Here is a 19383-nt window from a genome sequence, read left to right as displayed (position 1 = left end):
ACCCACTCAAACTCGTCTTTGAGTGGGTTGTTCATTTGAAAAAAGAAATAACATAAAGTAGTGCAAACATGGATTGAGGGAGTTTAGTATATGGAAAAGTTTGAACAAATTTTTAGTTTTATTAACAATCGTGCGGAAGAACAAATTAAAGCACAAGAGATTGATTATTTAGAGGCGCTATTACAAGTATTAGAAGATACGCTTGATGGTAAATTTGAATGGCATGTAGAAGGCGCAACAAAAGAGGATATGCGCAAAGCTATTCAAATTGCGATTTTAAAAGGTATGCGTAAAAGTTCACAGCCAAATCACCAAATGACACCAGATACACTAGGCTTATTAGTAAGTCACTTTGTAGAGCAATGTTTTGAAAAAGAATTTACAGAAGGCTCCATTACAGTTGCTGACCTGGCATTAGGTACGGGGAATTTACTTTACACGGTGATGAATGCACTTGATGGAAAAGTGCATGCAACTGGTGTGGAAGTTGATGATTTATTAATTCGTTTAGCAGCGGCAACAGGCGATTTAATCGAGCAACCAGTGACATTATACCGTCAAGATGCACTAGAAAAATTATTAATCGACCCAGTTGATGCAGTTATTTGTGATTTACCAGTTGGCTTTTATCCAAATGAAGAAGTAGCACTAGACTATGAAGTTTGTACAGCTGAAGGATTGAGCTATGCACATCATCTATTTATCGAACAGTCGATGAATTATACAAAAGAAGGCGGCTACGGATTTTTCTTAATTCCAGCGAATTTGTTTGAAACTGAGCAAGCAAAACAACTGCATAAATTTATTAAGGAACATGCCTGGATTCAAGCGGTTATTCAGCTTCCTGAAAATCTATTTTCTGCACGTGCCCATGAGAAAAGTATTTTAATACTTCAAAAACAGAGTGCAGCTTTAAAGGCACCACGTGAAGTATTACTTGCGAAAGTACCGAATATGTCGAACCGCCAAGCACTTGCTATGTTCTTTGAAAAAGTGCGTATGTGGAAAGAAGGAAAATAACAAAAAAAGACCATTGCACCTCGTAGGTTGCAATGGTCTTTTTCTCATTTAAAATAAAATCACTCTGGAGTACGAATAACTAATACGTCACATTTAGCAGTACGTACGATTGCTTCTGATACAGAACCGATTAAGAAACGTTCAACTGCGTTTAAACCTGTAGCGCCACAGATGATTAAGTCTGCTTCTACAACATTTGAAAGTTCTTTCGTAATAATATTTTTTGGCGAACCATATTCGATTACTAAATTTACGTTTGCAACGCCAGCTTCTTCAGCTTGTTTTTTGTAACCGTTTAATAATTCTTCTGAATGTTGTTGAGCACGTTCAGCGATTGAACGGTCGTAAGCTTCGATTGCTGCAAATGAACGCGTATCGATTACGTTTACAAGATTGATAGTTGCACCTTCATTACGTTTTGCAACATCGATTGATTTACGGAATGCGAATTCTGCTTCTTTAGAACCGTCTACTGCTACTACAATACTTTTATAATGATTTGCCATTTCTATTACCTCCTAATTGTCTATAACATGATTATATCAAATGTTTTGGGATTGGAAATACCTAACAGTGAAAATTATGTGATATTATCCAGTTTTAACTTATTTTAATTTAGATATTTGTAGAAAATACACAAATTTTGTAAAATAACTATTGTTATATAATGAGTGATAACGGATATTTAGCGAATTTATTGGTGAAATAGAATAACTTTCATTATCTTATAATTCTAAATATATTATATTTTTAAAATATAACTACTCTTTTTCGAATAAAGTTGGTAGAATGGATTTGATTTACTATCACTAAATTGTAAGGGGAGGAATTTACGTTGAAAATTGGGGTACCGAAAGAAATAAAAAATAATGAAAATCGTGTCGCGATGACGCCAGCTGGAGTATTATCATTAATCGCAAATAAACATGAAGTCTATATTGAGACTGGCGCAGGTTTAGGTTCAGCATTTACAGATAATGATTATATGATGGCAGGTGCACAAATTGTAGAAACTGCTGCAGAAGCATGGAATGCTGAGATGGTCATGAAAGTAAAGGAGCCAGTTACAAGTGAATACGGGTATTTCCATGAAGGTTTAATCTTATTTACATATTTACATTTAGCTCCAGAGCCAGCATTAACAAAGGCTTTAATTGAAAATCGCGTGACTGGTATTGCGTATGAAACAGTTCAATTACCGAATCGTTCATTACCTTTATTAACTCCGATGAGTGAAGTTGCAGGGAAAATGGCTACACAAATTGGCGCACATTATTTAGAAAAATTACCAGGTGGTAAAGGAATTTTACTAGGTGGAGTATCGGGTGTACCTCGTGGTAAAGTTGCAGTTATCGGTGGCGGTATTGCAGGAACAAATGCTGCAAAAGTGGCCGTTGGTATGGGGGCAGATGTAACGATCATTGACTTAAGTCCAGAACGTTTACGTCAATTAGAAGATATTTTTGGACGTGATGTACAAACATTAATTTCAAATCCATATAATATTGCAGATACAGTGCGCACAGCAGATTTAGTTATAGGTTCGGTGTTAATTCCTGGCGCGAAGGCACCGAAACTTGTAACGGAAGAAATGATCCAAGCGATGTCTCCTGGTTCAGTTGTTGTTGATATCGCAATCGACCAAGGTGGTTGCTTCGAAACGTCTGAAAAAGTAACAACGCATGATAACCCGACGTTTGTTAAACATGGTGTAGTTCACTATACAGTAGCAAATATGCCAGGGGCCGTACCGCGTACATCGACAATGGCATTAACAAACAATACAGTGCCGTATGCATTACAAATTGCGAACAAAGGTTTCTTAAGAGCATGTTTAGAAAACCCAGCATTAAAATTAGGTGTCAATACATTAGATGGTCATGTTGTGTACGAAGCAGTCGCAGATGCACAAGGTTTACCATACGTAGTAGTTGATGATGTATTAGGAGTTTTATCAGGTTCAAGTAATTAAGCAAAAGGCTGACGAAAAGTAAATTCGTCAGCCCTTTTTTATTTCACTGCAATGAGCTCTGTTGTAATGTTTCCTTCAAAGTCTGTAATCCGTATGATGCCGTACCCTTTAGCTAAATAAAGGGTTGAGCCATTCGGATAGTTTAAGACGACAACGTTTTCAAATGTCCCAGCTTCTGTCGTTAAAGTAGTTGAAGTACTGTTAACCTTTACTTCGATTTTGTTATTTGACTCAAAGCCGTAGTCAGTATCGATCGTTGTTGTCTTTTCTTTCATTGGATAACTTAGTGAAAAGAAAAATACATCAGAGTATCCGACACCGAAATTAAAGCTGTTTTCAGATTCGATATACGTATATCCAGTCCATTCGTTTTCAAATAAATCAATTGCATTTGAAACATAAGGATTGACCGAAGCAACATACGTTTTCTGTTCCTCACCTTCAAATGAAGGGAAATATGTGTAATTATGATTTGCTTGTGGTAAAAGTCCCTTTGTTACGACAGGAGTTTCTTTTGTTTTTGTTGATACAGTTATTTTTGAAATTGAGGTATCTACAAAAAGATTACTCCAATTTGGACGAATGGAAGTTTCAGCTTTTGAGAACGATGGAATACGACTTGCTACTAATTTATTCATTGCAATGAAATTTGTCGCGTGAATATTCGGTGCATCAAGTAAAAATCGATCATTAGATAATGCAACAGATGGTGTTGCCGCTTGAATCTGGTGTTCGCTCGCAAAGTTATTAACCATGAGTGTAGATAATAAAATAATGATTGAGAAAATTGTCCGATCTTTCATGATGCACTTCCTTTCGCACGTTATAATAGTCTATTCCTTATTTTCTCCTATAAGAAACGAGTAAATTATTGTAAATAACAAAAAATGATAAAAGAGACTTAAAAATAACTAAAAAAGAATCATCAAAGCGTATTATCTACTCTGATGATTCCTTCGTCATATCGTATGCAATTATGTGTTACTTCATGAAAAAAATTAAAGAATTACTAATTCTTTTGTGAACTTCGTTAATACTTCAACACCGTCGTTTGTAACGACAACATCATCTTCAATACGAACACCTGCGACATTTGTTTTATAAATACCAGGTTCAATTGTAAAGACTGTACCTGGATTTAATGTAATCTCATTTGATCCATTAATTGAAGGGAACTCGTGAACTGAAATACCAAGGCCGTGGCCAAGACGGTGTGTGAAGTATTCGCCGTATCCTGCTTCAGTAATAACGTCACGCGCGATTTTATCTAAGTCCATAGCACGTACACCTGGTTTAACACCTGCAATCGCATCTTCATTTGCTTTACGAACAGCATTGTAAATAGCCATTTGTTCTTCGCCAGGCTGACCAAATGCTACAGTACGAGTGATGTCTGAGCAGTACCCATCATAAATAACACCTAAGTCGAATAAGATTAAATCGCCTTTTTGAACTTTACGATCTCCTGGTGTACCGTGTGGAGAAGCTGCTTTTTCGCCTGCTAATACCATTGTATCAAAGCTCATTGCATAGCCTTTTGCTTTGATTGCAGATTCAATTTCGTTTAAAATTTCCATCTCTGTTTTGCCTTCAGCAATGGCATCGCAACCAACTTGAATTGCATAATCTGCTAATTCGGCAGCTTTACGTAATTTCACAAGTTCTTCTTCACCTTTGCGAATACGTAGTGCGTTTACTAATTCATCAATACCAGCAAATTTCAATTCAGCATAGCGCTCTTGAATCGCTTCATAACGCTCTACTGTTAAGTGTGATTTTTCAATTGCTAGTGAATTGAAGTCAAGGTGACGGGCTGCAACTGTTTTTGCGACAACATCCCACGCGTTTTGAGTATCTTCATGTCCAACTACTTCATATTTCCAACCTGCTGCAACAGCATCTGGCATCTCCATTTTTGGACAAATTAAAAATGGCTCAGCTTCTTTGAATACCATAACCCCTAATAATCGTTCATGTGGATCACTTTCAAAGCCAGAAAAATAAAATACGTTATCAGGTGTTGTAATGAATGCAGCATCTAAGCTGTTTTCACGTAAATAGTTTTGTAGTTCATGTAATTTTGACACAATGTTAGCTCCTTTGATTTTAGTAAAAAAATCATTTAAATTTATTCTGCGTAATAAGCATATCAAAAAAAGGAGAATTCTGCAGTACTATCGAATTGTGTTGGTAAAAGTGTGTTTTATTATAGGAGGATTTTATAGATGCAAATTTCATATCATGGACATTCAGTTGTAAAAATTCAAACGAACGGGACAACGATCTTAATTGATCCTTTTATTAATGGCAATGGGCAAACGGATTTAGTGGTGGAAAATGAGAAGCCTGATGTTATTTTATTAACGCACGGGCATAATGACCATGTCGGAGATACAGTGGAGCTAGCGACAAAGCATGATGCGCTTGTTGTGGCACCGAATGAGCTAGCAGATTATTTAGGCTGGCAAGGCTGTCGTGTACACAATATGCATATTGGTGGGGCGTGGCAATTCGATTTTGGAAAAGTGAAATTCACACAAGCATTTCATGGTTCTTCTTACGTGACGGAAAACAATGAAATTATTTATACAGGTATGCCCGCAGGTATTTTATTCACAGCAGAAGGTAAAACAATTTATCATGCGGGGGATACGGCATTATTTGGAGATATGGAGTTAATCGGAAAACGTCATCCAATCGATGTAGCATTTTTACCAATTGGTGATAATTTCACTATGGGTCCTGAGGATGCAGCTTATGCCGTGTCGCTATTAAAACCAAAAATTGTTGTACCGATTCATTACAATACATTCCCACCAATCAAACAAGATCCCAATAAGTTTGCTGAAATGGTAGAAAGTACGGATGTACAAATTTTAAATTCAGGTGATTTTGTTAATCTATAACGAAAATTATAAACTGCCCAGTAATAAACTATGTTACTGGGCAGTTTTATGTGGATAAATCGATAGAGCCTTCGCTCAATGAATAGAACGAAAGCGGTAGTCAGTAGTGAAAAATGTAAATTTCCCCGCCTAAATGTGTTACACTAAAGACAGAAATGAATGATGAGAAATAGGTGATGAAGTTGTCAACGAAACATGAAAAAATCTTACAATACATCGAATCACTACCAGTAGGAGATAAAATTTCTGTCCGACAAATTGCAAAAGAAATGCAAGTAAGTGAAGGAACCGCTTATCGTGCGATTAAAGAAGCGGAAAATCGTCGTCTCGTTAGTTCAATAGAACGTGTCGGTACGATTCGTATTGAAAAGAAAAAGAAAGAAAATATTGAGCGTTTAACATTTGCTGAAATTGTAAATATTATTGATGGTCAAGTTTTAGGTGGGAAATCAGGCTTACATAAAACTTTAACGAAATTCGTAATAGGTGCAATGAAGCTAGAAGACATGATGCGCTATACGGATGCAGGTAGTTTATTAATTGTAGGGAATCGTACACAAACACATGAATACGCGCTAAAAACAGGTGCTGCTGTATTAATTACAGGTGGTTTTGATACGACGGATGAGAATAAACGCTTAGCGGATGAACTGGATTTACCAATTATTTCAACAAGTTATGATACATTCACGGTTGCAACGATGATTAACCGTGCGATTTACGACCAATTAATTAAAAAAGATATTTTATTAATTGAAGATATTTATGTACCGATTGAGGAGACAGCTGTACTTAAAAATACGCATACGATTGCAGATTTTCATGTACAAAATCAACGAACATCACATGGTGCATACCCAGTTATCACAAGCCAGAACAAGCTTGTCGGGATGATTACAAGTAAAGATGTAATTGGAAAAGATGAGACAGATGCAATTGATAAAGTCATGACGAAGAACCCAATTGCGGCATCAATGAAAACCAGTGTTGCATCAGCAGGTCACCGAATGATTTGGGAAGGAATCGATTTACTACCAGTCATCGATGAAGATGGCCATTTAAAAGGTGTTATTAGTCGTCAAGACGTTCTAAAAGCATTGCAACATGCTCAACGTCAGCCACAACATGGTGAAACCATTGACGATTTAGTGAAAAATGAAATGCGTGTACTTGGGGAAGAAGATATTTCTGTAGAATTTACTGTAACGCCACAAATGACCAACCAATTTGGCGCAATCTCTTATGGAGCGTTCACAACATTGCTTACAGAAGTTGGTGCATTTGCATTGAAACGACGTAAGCGTGGCGATGCCGTTATGGAAAATATGACAATCTATTTTATTAAACCAGTACAAATGGAAAGTGTGCTAACTGTACAACCACGTATTTTAGATATGTCACGTAAATTCGTGAAGATGGATTTTGAAGTGTTCAGTGGAACATTACTTGTTGGGAAAGCGCTTATGACTTTCCAACTACTAGAGCGATAACAAAAAAAGGGTTTACCACTCAATTGAGAGAGGTCCCCTTTTTTAAAACTATTTATTTAATTCGTATTCTTGTTGTACGAATTTTCCTTCATGTTGCATGCGTTTAAAGTTGTTAAAGCCTAACACTGCACCAATAATGACAAAGATAACGGCCACAATATAGCCAATCCAGTCAGGGTAAATAATCATCGTATTTAATCCGAAAAGCGCTAAGAAAATTCCTAAAGTGACACCAGCTTTTGCGGTATACCATTTTTTACGAATGGGTAGTGTTGAACGAAACTGCTTCGTTTTAAAATAGAAATAAAAAACAAATGAAATAACAATACAAGCAACTAGAAAAAAATTTAAAAAAACCATAGTGAACCTCCCAATAGCATAACTATTAGATATTGTAACTATTTTTGGTAGAAATTGCGAATGGAAATCACTTGGAATCAGGAGGAACCATTTTGAAGCGTCAAATCATCGACACAATTAAAAAGTATGAAACGATCATTATTCATCGTCACGTGCGTCCAGATCCAGATGCTTACGGATCTCAAATCGGTTTAGCTGAGCTTATTCGAAATAATTATCCGTCAAAGCAAGTATATGTTGTTGGGGAACATGAAGATTCACTATCATTTTTAGCACAGCCTCAGCAAATTGAAGACGCAAAATTCGAAGGTGCGTTAATTATCGTAACAGATACAGCAAATACGGAGCGCATTGATGATCAACGTTACGCGAAAGGTGATTTTGTCATTAAAATCGATCACCATCCAAATGATGATGCATACGGTGATATTCTATGGGTAGACACAGATGCTAGTTCTTGCAGTGAAATGATTTATGATTTATTTGAAATCGGAGAATCACAAGAAAATTGGAAGATGCCAGATGAAGCAGCACGTTTATTATTTGCTGGAATCGTTGGGGACACTGGCCGCTTTATTTTCCCAAGTGCAAGCGAGAAAACATTTGAAACGGCTGGTCATTTAATTAAGTATAATTTTAATCGTACGGAATTATTTGATGGCATGTATGAAATGGACCGTAAACTACTACATTTACAAGGTTATATTTATCAAAACTTCGTGATGGATGAGCAAGGTATGGCTTATATCAAAATGACAAAAGAAATTTTACAAGAGTTTGATGTGACTCCTTCCGAAACGTCATTATTAGTAGGTTCTTTGGGAAATGTAAAAGGGATTTGTGCATGGGTCATGTTTATTGAGGAAAATGATACAATCCGTGTACGCTTACGTTCTAAAGGACCCATTATTAATCAATTAGCCAAAAAATATAATGGCGGTGGCCATCCGTTAGCATCAGGTGCAACGGCGTATTCATGGAACGAAGCAGACCAAGTTATTGTTGATTTAAAAGATATATGTAAAGCATTTAACTAATATAAAAGGAGGGATTAGCGTGGTCGTTTATCCACAAATACGGACAAGTGCCGATTTATTAAAAAGTACGATTCGTATCGAAGAACTCATCCCTTTTTTACAACAACAAAAGGCAAAAAGCTGTGCAATTGTCAATACGAAATTGTACGGACTTTTGCCTTTTGTGCATCAAATGAAAAAGGCTGGCATTCATCCCGTTGTTGGCTTAACGATACAACTCGAAGTAACAGAAGAAATCTCTTTACCACTTGTCCTTTACGCAAAAAATAATCAAGGCTATAAAAACTTATTAAAAGTTTCAAGCAGTATAGCCATTAGACAACAGCAAACAATTCCTTTGCGTTGGTTAACAGCCTATGCCAGTGGAATTGTTTGTGTGGTTCCAGTAATAGCCCAACAAGCGATTTGGCTTCAACAATCGATTGAACCGACCATACAGGTTTTAAAGGAAAGCTATCACTCGGATTTATATATTGGTATTTCTCGAATTTTAGGGAGTGAGCAGCAAGAAGAACGTGCTATTTTATTGGCAGAGGAAAATGCACTGAAAATTATTGCACTTCATGAAAGCTTATTTTTAAAACAAGACGATTATTTTTCATATGAAGTGGCGCAAGCAATTGAAACAGGCGTGAAGCTAAGTGAAGCTACAGATCATGAGCCGTTACAAGAAAGCTATGTGCTAACAAATGAAGAATGGCTAGCTCGCTTCTCTAATAAAATAGAATGGTTAGAGCAAACAGAGACACTTTTATTAAGCTGCCAAGTGACGATTGATAGTGATCAAGTATATATGCCGAAGTTCCCGCTTGAACAAGGGAAGACGGCTGAGCAGGTTTTACAGCAGGAAGTACTGAGTGGCTTAAAAGTTCGCTTAAATGTTGAAGCATTGCCAGAGGCTTACGAAAAGCGCATGTTGTATGAACTTCATGTAATTCAATCGATGGGTTATTCAGATTACTTTTTAATTGTTGCTGATTTCATGCGTTTTGCACGAGAAGAACAAATTTTAACGGGACCAGGACGTGGTTCATCTGCTTCTTCACTTGTTGCATATGCCCTGCAAATTACACAAGTTGATCCACTGCACTATGATTTATTATTTGAACGTTTCTTAAATCCTGAACGCGTGTCATTACCAGATATTGATATTGATTTTATTGATACGAGACGTCATGAAGTGATTCAATATGTCGCGCAAAAATACGGTAAGCAGCATGTCGCCCAAATTATTACGTTCGGGACATTGTCTGCTAAGGCAGTAGCGCGAGATGTAGCGCGAATGTTTAATTTTGAAAGCGATACATTAGAGATGATTTCAAAATTGATCCCGAATAAGCTTGGTACGACGTTGCAAGATGCCTATAAACAATCAGAGCCTTTACGTGCTTGGATTGCTAGTGAACCGATTCGTCAAAAGTGGTTTGCTGCAGCATTACGTTTAGAAGGTTTGCCAAAGAATGCATCAACTCATGCGGCAGGTGTCGTTTTAAGTCCAGTACCACTTGTCGATGTAATTCCGATTGAGGAAGGACATGACGATATTTATTTAACGCAGTGGCCAATGGTAGAAGTGGAACAAACAGGTCTACTTAAAATAGATTTTTTAGGACTACGTAATTTAACGATTATTGAACAAATTCGTCGTTCAATTCAGTTTTCACATCATTTGCAACTCAATATTAATCAAATTCCTTTACAAGATGAAGCAACATTCCAACTATTGCAGCGCGGTGATACAGCAGGTATTTTCCAACTCGAATCAGATGGTATGAAAAATGCATTGCGTGAAATTCGTCCAACACACTTTTTAGATATTGTCGCGGTTAATGCCCTTTATCGTCCAGGTCCTATGGAGTTTATTCCAGTATATGCCCGCAGAAAGCACCAGCAGGAACAAGTCGTTATGCCGCATCCAGCACTCGCACCCATTTTACAAGAAACATATGGCGTCATTGTTTATCAGGAGCAAATCATGCGCATCGCCAATATCCTAGCCGGTTTTACGATAGGACAAGCGGATTTACTCCGTCGTGCGGTCAGTAAGAAAAAGCGTGAAGTGTTAGAAGAACAGCGTGCTGCGTTTGTTCGTGGAGCGATGCAACAGGGCTATGAACAGCATGTAGCAGTGGAAGTATATGAGTTAATCGTACGCTTTGCAGATTATGGTTTCCCGAAAAGTCACGCGGTTGCCTATAGCATCATTTCTTATCAAATGGCGTATTTAAAAGCAAATTTTCCTGTTAATTTTTACGCTGCATTATTAACGAATGCAACAGGTAATGCTGATAAGCTCGCCCAGATTTTAGCGGAAGCAAAATCACAAAATATCGAGATTTTACCACCATCCATCAATCGAAGTATGCGTCATTTCAAAGTGGAAAATGGTAAGATTCGATTTAGTTTATCGGCCATTAAAGGCGTGCCACAGCCATTTTTACAAAAGCTAATAACAGCTCGTAAAGAAAGACAGCAGCCATTCGAATCGATTTTTGATTTAGCCATTGCGTTAACGACGACGAACTTTACACGGAAAATTATGGAGCCTTTAATTAAGGCTGGAGCACTCGATGAATTCGGAAAAGATCGTGCCACACTTCTTGCAACGATTGAAGGGGCACAAAAACAGGCTGATTTTGTACGTCCAACTGAAGGGGAAGACTTATTTGATGGCGTGCTGCTTGCTTTTGGGAAACCAAAATACACAGAAACATCCCCAATGCCTGAGAAAATATTACTTCAATTTGAAAAAGAAGTTCTTGGATTTTATTTATCAGATCATCCCATTGTAAAAGTGCGACCGCATTTCCGAGAAGTGACTGCAACTGTGCAAATGCTACCAAAGCTAAAAGAAAATATGTATGTCAAAATGATTGGTATTGTTAGCGAAATGCGTCAGCTTCGTACAAAGCGCGGAGAATTAATGGCGTTTGTACAACTTGAGGATGAATTTGGACTTGTCTCTTTAACACTTTTCCCCAAAGAATATCAACTTGTTGCAGGTAAGTTACAAGAGGGCACATTATTATATATTGAAGGAAATTTAGAACTTCGCTTCAATAAAGCTCAAGTAAAAGTGAAACATATTGTTATAAAGTGAAACTTCAATTAGTGGGTTCTCCCACTGATTGTTAGTTGAACTAATCGGGCTTTTACTGACAGTTGATTCCATAACTACTTATATTGTATATTTTGAACCTTGAGGTAGGGGGTCTTCTACCTGTCGCTTCGCTTTTGCTACAGATAGATTACTGTCAGTTAATGCAGGATAAAATGAATAATATTAAAGGGTGTTTCTAATGAAATTTAGAGATGCTCTTTTTTGTTAGTTTCCAAAAATATAGTTGGAAATGCTTGTTTTTTAGTTATAAATACATAATTTTTGTTATATATAGTGAATAGAATGTGCGAATCCTCTTTACAAGATCAAAAACATTTTGTATTCTATTGTAGAAACTGGTCAGACCACTTTTATGGTGAGTAACGATTATGTGGACTTGATCAAATGAGGTGGAAGCAGTGGAGGAGAAGGCAACCAAAAAAGTATTTTTACAAATTGTTAATCAGCTTAGGGAATTAATTACGGAACAAAATATACAAGAAGGGGAAAAGCTCCCTTCTGAACGCGTACTAAGTGAACAGCTTCAAGTGGGAAGGTCTTCTGTACGCGAGGCACTACGAAGTTTAGAACTATTAGGATTAATTGAGACGAAGCATGGTGGGGGAACATATTTGGCAAGTATGAAGCATCATCAATTCGTTGAAATCGTCGGTTCGTTCATTTTACAAGATGCAAAATCGATAGCAGATGTACAGGCAACGAGAAAAATGTATGAACAAGAAGCGATTCGTCAAATTAGTCGAAATAAAACATTGCGAGTTTTACCGATTTGGGAAAGCTTTTTTGTAAAAGTAGAGCTTGAACAATCTTTAAAAAGGGAAGATATTTTAAGGGAATGTATCATTGTTTCAGGAAATCGTTTAGCATTTAAAATTTGGTTGCAATTACTAGCTTTTAGTACTGCTGAATTGCAACGAGAAATTCAATCAACAGAAAAAATTCATGTAGAAATGATGCTTACATCGATACAAATGGGTTATGAATATGAGGCGATTGAAGCCTATGATAAATGGATGGAAATAATTAGTGAGTAACTAATTTTAGAAGAACAAAGGGGGATTACGATGGCTATTCGTGATTTATTTTCAATTAATCGAAAAAAAAATACAGCAAGTTTTGCAAATAATGCAGATGAGAAAACATTTCCAGAAGGCATTGTAACGAAATGTCCAAAATGTAAAACGATTCATGTGACAAAAGAAATCGAGAAAAATTTAAAAGTATGTCTTAAATGCCAATATCATTTTACGCTGACGGCCAAAGAACGTATTAGCTGCTTTTTAGATAAAGATTCGTTTACATCAATGGATGATCATTTACAAACAATAAATCCATTAAATTTCCCAGCTTATATTGAAAAAGTGAATGCAGATAAATTAAAAACAGGATTGAACGAGGCCGTGTTAACAGGCGTGGGTACATTAAAAGGGATGCAAGTAGTCGCTGCAGTTATGGATTCGCATTTCCGAATGGGATCAATGGGTTCAGTCGTCGGTGAAAAAATAACGCGTGCTGTAGAAAAAGCAACGGAACTGCGCGTACCTTTTATCATATTCACGGCAAGTGGTGGAGCACGTATGCAAGAAGGCGTCTTGTCTCTTATGCAGATGGCAAAAACGAGTGTTGCGTTAAAACGACATAGTGAAGAAGGTTTACTGTACATTTCCATCATGACACATCCAACAACTGGTGGTGTTTCAGCAAGCTTTGCATCGATTGGTGATTATAATATCGCAGAGCCACAAAGTTTAATCGGTTTTGCAGGACGACGCGTAATTGAACAAACCGTTCGAGAAAAATTACCAGATGATTTCCAAACGGCGGAGTTTTTATTAGATCATGGTCAACTCGATGCGATATTTAGTCGTTTAGAAATGCGTGAAAAAATCGCAACGATTGTGAAGCTACATGTACAAGGAGGCGTGTCACATGTCTAAATTAATGGCGTTTGAAGAACCTGTTGTAAAACTACGAGAAAAAATTGATGAATTAAAATCGATTGCTGTTGAGGCAGATGTTGATATGAGCGGTGAAATCGAAAAGCTTGAAACACGCTTGCAGCAATTAGAACAAAATATTTACGATAATATGGAGCCCTGGGACCGTGTACAAGTAGCACGTCATCCAGAACGTCCAACGACACTTGATTATATTGAACATATTTTCGATGATTTTATCGAATTGCACGGAGATCGTACATTTAAAGATGATGCTGCGATTGTAGGCGGAATTGCTTCATTAAATGGCCAAGCAGTGACTATTATTGGGCATCAACGCGGAAAGTCAACGAAGGAAAATATTCGTCGTAACTTCGGTATGCCACATCCAGAAGGCTATCGTAAAGCATTACGTTTAATGATGCAGGCACAAAAATTTAATCGTCCAATTATTTGCTTTATTGACACGAAGGGGGCCTATCCAGGTAAAGCAGCAGAAGAGCGTGGTCAAAGCGAAGCGATTGCACGAAACTTGTTTGAAATGGCTGGTTTAAGGGTACCTGTAATTAGTATTGTCATCGGTGAAGGTGGTAGTGGTGGTGCACTTGCTTTAGGGGTTGCCAATAAAATCTTAATGTTAGAAAATGCCACTTACTCAGTTATCTCACCAGAAGGCGCAGCGTCGATTTTATGGAAAGATGCAAGCTATGCGAAGCAAGCTGCTGAAGCAATGAAAATTACTGCACCTGATTTAAAACGATTAGAAATTATTGATGGGATTATTCCAGAAGTTGCGGGTGGCGCGCATAAAAATATTGAAAAACAAGTGATAACGATGAAGGAATGTATTGAAGATACATTACGTGAATTAAATTCATTAACGGCAGAACAATTAATCGAAAATCGTTATACAAAATTTAAAATGATTGGGCAATATTCTGAAGAGTAGTAGTTTAAGTGCTTACGAAAGACTTAGTAGGTCAACGAAGAATGCGTGAAAGCGCATTCTTTCATTTTTTTATAAAGCTTTAAATAATTGTTTTCTAGAATAGTTACATATATGTGTTTTTTCTGTTAATGTGAATAGTATGAGTATTATAGGAGGAAAATAGTGAATGAAAAAGATCGCGGTTTTAACGAGCGGAGGAGACGCTCCAGGAATGAATGCTGCCATTCGTGCAGTCGTTCGTAAAGCACGTTTTCACGACGTAGAAGTTATCGGAGTTTATCATGGATTTGAAGGGCTCTATAATGGTGATTATGAGCTTCTCGATATTGGTGCAGTCGGCGATATTATTCAACGAGGTGGGACAAAATTATTTTCAGCTCGCTTTCCACAATTCAAAGAAGATGAGTTCCAATTTAAAGCGATTGAAAAAATGAAAGAAGAAGGTATTGAAGGTTTAGTTGTTATTGGCGGTGACGGTTCATACCGTGGTGCGATGCAACTTACTGACAAAGGCTTTCCATGTGTAGGCATTCCAGGAACAATCGATAATGATATACCAGGGACAGAATATACAATTGGTTTTGATACAGCGTTAAATACAGTAGTAGAATCAATTGATAAAATTCGTGATACAGCGACAAGTCATGAAAATACGTTTGTTATTGAAGTAATGGGACGTGACGCAGGTGATATTGCATTATGGGCAGGTGTTGCTGCTGGTGCAGAATCCATTTTAATTCCAGAAGAGCCACTGGATATTAGCGATATTGTCAATAAACTTGAGCGCGGTGTAGCACGTGGTAAACGCCATAGTATCATTATTGTTGCAGAAGGCGTTATGAATGGTCATAAACTTGCCAAACAACTTGAAGAACATATAGGAGTGAAAATTCGCACGTCTGTACTTGGACATATTCAACGGGGCGGTTCACCATCTGCACGAGATCGAGTTTTAGCAGGTCGTTTTGGCGCGCGTGCAGTTGAATTATTATTAGAAAATCAAGGTGGACGTGCAGTGGGTATAAAAAATCATGCCGTCGTTGATTATGATTTAAAAGAAGCTTTTGAAAATAAACATAAAGCCGATTTAAGTTTGTATACATTATCACAAGAACTATCAATTTAAAGTGCAAAATGGAGATGACATAATATGAGAAAAACGAAAATTGTATGTACTATTGGTCCAGCTAGTGAATCCCCAGAAATGTTAGATAAGTTAATTACAGCGGGCATGAATGTTGCACGTTTAAATTTCTCTCACGGAGGTCACGAAGATCACGCAATTCGCATTGCATCGATTCGTGACGCATCAGAGCGTATGAAAAAACCAGTCGGAATTTTATTGGATACAAAAGGTCCTGAAATCCGTACACATTCAATGGAAAATGGCGAGTTACACCTTGTAACAGGTCAAGTTATTGATATTTCGATGACAGAAGTATTAGGGACGGAATCTTGTTTTTCGGTAACCTATGAACGTTTAATCGAAGACGTAGATCAAAATAATAGGATTCTTTTAGATGATGGTTTAATTGAATTACGTGTATTAGCAAAAGACTTAGACAAAGGTCTTATTCATACGATTGTAGAAAATGCCGGTATTTTAAAAAATAAAAAAGGCGTAAACGTACCTGGTGTATCCGTAAAATTACCAGGTATTACAGAAAAAGATGCTGCTGATATTTTGTTTGGTATTGAACAAGGAGTAGACTTCGTTGCTGCATCATTCGTTCGTACTGCAAAAGATGTATTAGAAATTCGTGAATTGTTAGAGCAAAATGAAGGCGGCCATATTCAAATTATCCCGAAAATCGAAAACCAAGAGGGTGTCGACAATATCGATGGAATTATCGAGGTTTCAGACGGCTTAATGGTAGCCCGCGGTGATTTAGGGGTTGAAATTCCAGCTGAAGAAGTACCACTTGTTCAAAAATCACTAATTAAAAAATGTAATCAAGTCGGCATACCAGTTATTACAGCAACACAAATGCTAGATTCGATGCAACGTAATCCGCGTCCAACTCGTGCTGAAGCATCAGATGTTGCCAATGCGATTATTGATGGTACGGATGCGATTATGCTTTCAGGTGAAACAGCTGCGGGTCTTTATCCGGTAGAATCAGTAGCTATGATGAATAAAATCGCAGAACGTACAGAAAATTCATTAGACTATCGTTCAATCGTTGTACAACGTAGCCGTGAAAAAGGGACAAATATGACTGAGGCTATTTCGCAAGCTGTAGCCACTACATCCATTAACTTAGGTGTAAAGGCAATATTAGCGCCAACTGAAAGTGGTAATACTGCGAAAATGATTGCAAAATATCGTCCAGGCGTTTCGATCATTGCGGTAACAAGTCAAGCGAATACTGCCCAAAAATTAACTTTAGTATGGGGCGTTAAGCCGATTGTGACACATGAAGTTGAAACAACGGATGAAATTTTAGAACTTTCAGTAGACGAAGCATTAAGTCACGAATATGTAAGCTACGGAGATGTAGTAGTCATTACAGCGGGTGTGCCAGTAGGTGAGGCAGGTACAACAAACTTAATGAAAGTCCATGTCATTGGCGATTTATTAGCTCGTGGGCAAGGGATTGGAAAATCCTCTGTATTAGGAAAAGCAATTGTCGCAAAAAATGCTGGAGAAGCATTAGCTTTTGATACAGAAGGTGCAATCATTGTAACAGTTGGTTCAGATCGTGAAATGATGCCTGCCATTGAAAAGTGTGTCGGCATTATTACAGAAGAGGGTGGGTTAACTTCTCACGCAGCTGTAGTTGGATTAAGCCTTGGTATTCCTGTTATTGTTGGTGTAAAAGAAGCAACTACATTAATTCGCCACGGACAAGAAATCACAATGGATGCAGAATCAGGCGTTATTTATAAAGGTCATGCAAGCGTACTATAATTTAAAAGAGTTGCTCGAAAAGAATTTTCTTCGAGCGGCTCTTTTTTTGAAACTTTTTAGCAAGAAATTTCGTAGTATTAAGTAAGAGGAGGCAATATGCTCATGAAAAAAATATTTTTCGGATTATTAGCACTCGTTTTCGCTGAGATTGCCGTATTTATCATGGTAGGAAAAGCCATTGGCGTGTTTTATACACTATTGTTAATCGTAGCGACATCTATTATTGGCGTTCTCATTGCCAAAAAACGTGGTACAAAATCATTTCAAACGATTCAAAAAAGCATCCAACAAGGGCAAGCACCCACTGTACCAATGATTGAAACAGTGATGATTTTTGTTGGAGGGGTTTTATTAGCACTTCCAGGATTTTTAACAGATATTATTGGATTATTATTTATGTTAGGTATTACGAGAAAGTTATTTAAGCCAATGATTTTTTATTTACTACGTAAAAAAATGCGTAACGGACAAGTCGTTATTTTGCAAAGATAGATGTTTGTTTGACTTTAATGGCGACCATTAAAAGAATCGGACTGAATAAAATACCATAAAAACCGAACAATTGAATGGAAGCAGCACTTATTAAAAATGTGTGGATCATTCGAATATGAAGCGTATGTGCCCATAGCAGTGATTCAGTTAACTGTCTTGTTATTTGAACGAAAATATAAAGTGTGATAATTGCTAATGCAAGTAATTGTTGCTCGATAAAAAAATAGTAAATAGCAAGTGGAATTAAAAATAGACCAATTCCTAAAAAAGGCAAGCAATCTGCTAATGCAATAACAAAGGCCTTCATAATCGCTGCATCAAATGAAAGTATTGAAAAACCAATGCTTAGCAAGATGAATGTAAGTGTAAATAGTTGTAGCTCAACGAAAATAAAATAGCTTATGAGTGACATCGCTTTTGTAAAATAGCGTGACCAATCATTACGATAGACTTTTGGCACATAGGTAAAGAACCAAAGTCTATTTTTTTTACTTTCAAAAAGAGAAAAGTAAAAAGCAATTGTAAATAAAAATAATTCAAAAAGAGAATTCAAACTATTTTTAATTACATTCACAAAAAATAAGGTAATCTCGTTAATGATTGAAGAAAGCTTTTCAACGAAATATGGTAAAAATGGGTGATTTAAATAGTTTTCAGAGAAAGAACGTAATGTCGATTGGACAGAAGGTAATAATTGAATGGCACTTTGGATTATTAAATAAAAGAAGATACCTATAATTAAAAAGAGAATGATTGAAATGCAAAATACAATGAGGGCAAATGGCAGCCTTAAATTTCGTTTGATAAAGTCAAATAAAGGGTAAAATAGATAGGCTAAGAATAATCCTAGAACAATCGGAAAAATAAAATATAACAGCGATATATAGAGCAATAAGACCACATATTTTTGACTATTTAGAAGGAATTTATTATAATTACTTTCTTTTATCACTAAAATCACCCCTAAAAAATTCCATATATATCTCGTTAGTAACGATAAATTCTCTTTAAGTCGCAAAATCTATCATATATGCTGATTTTTCTTAAAATCAAAGTATTTCATTCACAAAGCCGTCAAAATTGATTATAATGGATTATGTAAGCGATTTACTTATAGGTTCACCTGAGCAGAACAATATGAGTGTAATTCTTTCGTTCAAAGAAAAGAAAGCACTTACAAAACTAATT

General features: G+C 36.8%; 17 protein-coding genes. 12 read left to right on the top strand and 5 right to left on the bottom strand.

Annotation, left to right across the window (positions count from 1 at the left end; translation table 11 throughout):
• Positions 1-90: 90 nt before the first annotated feature.
• Positions 91-1020: a class I SAM-dependent methyltransferase gene (locus DCE79_RS13400; protein ID WP_108713540.1), complete on the top strand. Its 930-nt coding sequence runs from the start codon at positions 91-93 to the stop codon at positions 1018-1020.
• A gap of 59 nt (positions 1021-1079) precedes the next feature.
• Here DCE79_RS13400 and DCE79_RS13395 read toward each other — a convergent pair whose 3' ends face one another.
• Positions 1080-1526 (bottom strand): universal stress protein, encoded by a 447-nt coding sequence (locus tag DCE79_RS13395; protein ID WP_108713539.1) that lies wholly within the window; start codon positions 1524-1526, stop codon positions 1080-1082.
• A 329-nt stretch (positions 1527-1855) separates the two neighbouring features.
• Between DCE79_RS13395 and ald the strand changes: the two genes are divergently transcribed.
• Positions 1856-2992, top strand: a complete 1137-nt coding sequence (gene ald, locus DCE79_RS13390) for an alanine dehydrogenase (protein ID WP_108713538.1) — start codon at positions 1856-1858, stop codon at positions 2990-2992.
• A gap of 38 nt (positions 2993-3030) precedes the next feature.
• Here the strand turns inward: ald and DCE79_RS13385 are convergent, their stop codons facing one another.
• Positions 3031-3795 carry a 5,10-methylene tetrahydromethanopterin reductase gene (locus tag DCE79_RS13385; protein ID WP_108713537.1) on the bottom strand — a complete coding sequence of 255 codons (765 nt, stop codon included), beginning with the start codon at positions 3793-3795 and terminating at the stop codon, positions 3031-3033.
• A 195-nt stretch (positions 3796-3990) separates the two neighbouring features.
• Positions 3991-5079 (bottom strand): M24 family metallopeptidase, encoded by a 1089-nt coding sequence (locus DCE79_RS13380; RefSeq protein ID WP_108713536.1) that lies wholly within the window; start codon positions 5077-5079, stop codon positions 3991-3993.
• A 138-nt stretch (positions 5080-5217) separates the two neighbouring features.
• Here DCE79_RS13380 and DCE79_RS13375 point away from each other — a divergent pair, with 138 nt between their 5' ends.
• Together DCE79_RS13375 and DCE79_RS13370 are read left to right on the top strand one after the other, a co-directional pair.
• Positions 5218-5898 (top strand): metal-dependent hydrolase, encoded by a 681-nt coding sequence (locus DCE79_RS13375; protein WP_108713535.1) that lies wholly within the window; start codon positions 5218-5220, stop codon positions 5896-5898.
• 182 nt (positions 5899-6080) lie between these two features.
• Complete coding sequence (locus DCE79_RS13370; protein ID WP_108714500.1) at positions 6081-7388, top strand: DRTGG domain-containing protein; 1308 nt, start codon at positions 6081-6083, stop codon at positions 7386-7388.
• Positions 7389-7436: 48 nt separating this feature from the next.
• Here the strand turns inward: DCE79_RS13370 and DCE79_RS13365 are convergent, their stop codons facing one another.
• The gene (locus DCE79_RS13365) at positions 7437-7748 is read right to left on the bottom strand and encodes a YtpI family protein (protein WP_108713534.1); all 312 of its coding nucleotides are present in this window, start codon (positions 7746-7748) and stop codon (positions 7437-7439) included.
• 92 nt (positions 7749-7840) lie between these two features.
• On the opposite strand from DCE79_RS13365, the gene DCE79_RS13360 reads away from it, so the two are divergent.
• The 8 genes from DCE79_RS13360 (at position 7841) to DCE79_RS13325 (ending at position 18195) form a co-directional block, all read left to right on the top strand.
• A complete protein-coding gene (locus DCE79_RS13360) occupies positions 7841-8785 on the top strand; it encodes a DHH family phosphoesterase (RefSeq protein WP_108713533.1) in 945 nt (314 codons plus the stop codon).
• A gap of 19 nt (positions 8786-8804) precedes the next feature.
• Positions 8805-11885 carry a DNA polymerase III subunit alpha gene (dnaE, locus tag DCE79_RS13355; RefSeq protein ID WP_108713532.1) on the top strand — a complete coding sequence of 1027 codons (3081 nt, stop codon included), beginning with the start codon at positions 8805-8807 and terminating at the stop codon, positions 11883-11885.
• A 419-nt stretch (positions 11886-12304) separates the two neighbouring features.
• The gene (locus tag DCE79_RS13350) at positions 12305-12940 is read left to right on the top strand and encodes a FadR/GntR family transcriptional regulator (RefSeq protein WP_108713531.1); all 636 of its coding nucleotides are present in this window, start codon (positions 12305-12307) and stop codon (positions 12938-12940) included.
• 30 nt (positions 12941-12970) lie between these two features.
• A complete protein-coding gene (gene accD, locus DCE79_RS13345) occupies positions 12971-13843 on the top strand; it encodes an acetyl-CoA carboxylase, carboxyltransferase subunit beta (protein ID WP_108713530.1) in 873 nt (290 codons plus the stop codon).
• Entirely contained in the window at positions 13836-14792 is a 957-nt protein-coding gene (locus tag DCE79_RS13340) for an acetyl-CoA carboxylase carboxyltransferase subunit alpha (RefSeq protein WP_108713529.1), read from the top strand. The genes accD and DCE79_RS13340 overlap by 8 nt, the downstream gene beginning before the upstream one ends.
• Before the next feature lie 166 nt (positions 14793-14958).
• A complete protein-coding gene (pfkA, locus tag DCE79_RS13335; RefSeq protein WP_108713528.1) occupies positions 14959-15918 on the top strand; it encodes a 6-phosphofructokinase in 960 nt (319 codons plus the stop codon).
• Positions 15919-15942: 24 nt separating this feature from the next.
• A complete protein-coding gene (gene pyk, locus DCE79_RS13330) occupies positions 15943-17703 on the top strand; it encodes a pyruvate kinase (RefSeq protein WP_108713527.1) in 1761 nt (586 codons plus the stop codon).
• Between the two features lie 102 nt (positions 17704-17805).
• The gene (locus tag DCE79_RS13325) at positions 17806-18195 is read left to right on the top strand and encodes an FxsA family protein (RefSeq protein WP_108713526.1); all 390 of its coding nucleotides are present in this window, start codon (positions 17806-17808) and stop codon (positions 18193-18195) included.
• Here DCE79_RS13325 and DCE79_RS13320 read toward each other — a convergent pair.
• The gene (locus DCE79_RS13320) at positions 18179-19147 is read right to left on the bottom strand and encodes an AI-2E family transporter (RefSeq protein WP_108713525.1); all 969 of its coding nucleotides are present in this window, start codon (positions 19145-19147) and stop codon (positions 18179-18181) included. The genes DCE79_RS13325 and DCE79_RS13320 overlap by 17 nt on opposite strands.
• Positions 19148-19383: the final 236 nt, after the last annotated feature.

Source organism: Lysinibacillus sp. 2017, from assembly GCF_003073375.1.
Taxonomy (GTDB): domain Bacteria; phylum Bacillota; class Bacilli; order Bacillales_A; family Planococcaceae; genus Solibacillus.
Note: the sequence above shows the minus strand (reverse complement) of the source record. Positions and strands in the feature narration are given on the sequence as shown.

Excerpts from the sequence above, each read along its gene's own strand:
- DCE79_RS13400 (WP_108713540.1), top strand. The coding sequence starts at position 91 with ATGGAAAAGTTTGAACAAATTTTTAGTTTTATTAACAATCGTGCGGAA.
- DCE79_RS13395 (WP_108713539.1), bottom strand. The coding sequence starts at position 1,526 with ATGGCAAATCATTATAAAAGTATTGTAGTAGCAGTAGACGGTTCTAAA.
- DCE79_RS13385 (WP_108713537.1), bottom strand. The coding sequence starts at position 3,795 with ATGAAAGATCGGACAATTTTCTCAATCATTATTTTATTATCTACACTC.
- DCE79_RS13375 (WP_108713535.1), top strand. The coding sequence starts at position 5,218 with ATGCAAATTTCATATCATGGACATTCAGTTGTAAAAATTCAAACGAAC.
- DCE79_RS13365 (WP_108713534.1), bottom strand. The coding sequence starts at position 7,748 with ATGGTTTTTTTAAATTTTTTTCTAGTTGCTTGTATTGTTATTTCATTT.
- accD (WP_108713530.1), top strand. The coding sequence starts at position 12,971 with ATGGCTATTCGTGATTTATTTTCAATTAATCGAAAAAAAAATACAGCA.
- DCE79_RS13340 (WP_108713529.1), top strand. The coding sequence starts at position 13,836 with ATGTCTAAATTAATGGCGTTTGAAGAACCTGTTGTAAAACTACGAGAA.
- pfkA (WP_108713528.1), top strand. The coding sequence starts at position 14,959 with ATGAAAAAGATCGCGGTTTTAACGAGCGGAGGAGACGCTCCAGGAATG.
- pyk (WP_108713527.1), top strand. The coding sequence starts at position 15,943 with ATGAGAAAAACGAAAATTGTATGTACTATTGGTCCAGCTAGTGAATCC.
- DCE79_RS13325 (WP_108713526.1), top strand. The coding sequence starts at position 17,806 with ATGAAAAAAATATTTTTCGGATTATTAGCACTCGTTTTCGCTGAGATT.